Origin of the sequence: Rhodococcus sp. R1101 (assembly GCF_000278445.1) — a bacterium.
GTDB classification, from domain to species: domain Bacteria; phylum Actinomycetota; class Actinomycetes; order Mycobacteriales; family Mycobacteriaceae; genus Rhodococcus; species Rhodococcus gordoniae.
This window is the reverse complement of record NZ_AJVB01000619.1, coordinates 1-1,914: the sequence shown is the minus strand read 5'-3', so window position 1 is coordinate 1,914 and position 1,914 is coordinate 1. Positions and strand designations below refer to the sequence as shown.

Genomic DNA, 1,914 nt, shown 5'->3' with positions numbered 1-1,914 from the left:
CCCAGACATTCGACCGGTTTGTGAGGAGTTCTCCTGTGACGACCGCACGCGACGTGCGCGCGCCATCCGCCCCCCGCGAAGCCCGGGGGCCGAAACCCCACCTGGCCTTCCGACCGCTGTCCGCCGACGCGAGTTCCACGGTGCCAGCCCCCAGGCTCGGCGCTGCCGGCGATCGACGGGACGGGGTCCGCCCCGGTCGCACTTCCGAATTGTGGCGGATTCTGGGTGGAAGGACCACGTGCGGGTTTCGACCGGGTGATGCTCTACCTGCACGGGGGTGGCTTCCTGTGCGGAGGGATGCGCAGCCACCTGCGTCTCGTGTCGCGAATCTCCGACGCGGGACGAACGCCGGTGCTGATGGTCGACTACCGGATGCTGCCGAAGCACTCGATCGACGACGCCGTCGACGACGGGGTGGATGCCTTCCGCTTCCTTCTCGCCGCGGGGTACCGGCCGGAGCAGATCGTCGTCGCCGGGGATTCGGCCGGCGCCTATCTCGCGTTCATGGTCTCGCTGACACTGCGCGACCGGAGATTGCCGACGCCCGGGGCGATCGTCGCGTTGTCCCCGCTCACCGAGTTGGATCCCACCCGCAAGCTCGGACATTCGAACGCGGCGCGGTGCGCACTGCTGCCCGGCAAGGCGCTCGAAGCGCTGGCGGGCCTGGCCGGTCTCGGGGACGAGCGGGATCGGGTCTGTCCCGCCGATGCTGATCTGTCGGGACTTCCGCCCACACTTGTCCAGGTGGGATCGCACGAACTGTTCCTGGTGGATGCGGAGTCGATGGCCGAGCGTCTCACCGAGGCCGGCACCGCATGCGAGCTGCAGGTCTGGGACCGCCAGGTACACGTCTTCCCGATCGCTGCCGATCTGCTACCCGAAGAGATCCGGGCGATCGGCGAGATCGGACGTTTCGTTCGGGCCGTCGTCCCGGGCCGCCGGGCCGGATGACCGCCCTCACCCGGGCGGCAAGGGGCTTTCGGGATCCGGTGCGAGCACGGTGGGTCCGAGCCAGTGACACAGAGCCAACGCGTTCTCGAGATCGAGTCGATGTTCGCGCACGCTGTGACCGATCTGCTCCTCCACCTTGCTGATCCGATAGGCGACCGAATTCCTGTGCAGGTGCAGCCGTTCGGCAGTCGCCACGAAACTTCCTCCACTGGCGAGGAATTCGCGGAGGGTGTGACGTAGCTGCGCGGCGCCGGGATCATCTGCGGCGAGCCGGCCGAGCACATCACCCACCCACGCACGCGCCCAATCGAGGTTCGTGCACATCAGCGCCACCGCGCCGACCTCGTCGATCGAGACGAGCCGCGGCCCCGGCAGCTCGGACGTCAGAGCCACCTCCCGCGCCTGAGCCGCCTGCCGATGAGTGCGGACGAAACCGTCGATGCCCTCGTGAGGTGCGCCGAGCGCCACACCGACGGGTCGCTGCCACGCCGCAACGATCTCGGTCAACATGCTCGCATCGACGTGGTCGACCGCACCGAGCGGTATCCACGCCCAGGCCGTGTACTCGTCGGACTGCTCGAACAGCGCTCGACCACCGACTCCGAGGTGCTCGGTGAGCACCGTCACCGCCTGCTCGAGCCCGTTCCATTCGGTCCCGGACCGGTCGCCGCCGGCCACCTGGATGTCGTCGGTCCAGACGATCACGCCGAGATGGTGCTGCCCGAGCCGATATCCCAGGGTGCGCTCGGCGTCCCCGACCTCGATGGGACGTCCGGCCAGAATGTCCTGGATCCGGGCGGTTCGGGAGGCGTTGCGGTTGAGCAACCAGGTGTCGCGTTCCGACTCGTACACTCCCAGCAGCGTCTGGGACACCCCGTCGATCCCGGCCGAGAGCCTCATGAGGATCTCCACCCCCGCCTGCGTCACCGCTCCGGCATCCTCACTGAGTCCCGCCAGCGCCTC

At 68.6% G+C, this 1,914-nt stretch carries 2 protein-coding genes; one reads left to right on the top strand and one right to left on the bottom strand.

Going from position 1 to position 1,914, the window contains the following annotated elements:
• Positions 1–225: 225 nt before the first annotated feature.
• Positions 226–951: an alpha/beta hydrolase gene (locus tag R1101_RS0122410; protein ID WP_016935455.1), complete on the top strand. Its 726-nt coding sequence runs from the start codon at positions 226–228 to the stop codon at positions 949–951.
• Between the two features lie 6 nt (positions 952–957).
• On the opposite strand, the gene R1101_RS0122405 is transcribed toward R1101_RS0122410, so the two are convergent.
• Positions 958–1,914: PucR family transcriptional regulator (locus R1101_RS0122405; RefSeq protein WP_016935454.1), on the bottom strand; the 957-nt coding region annotated here is incomplete at its 5' end.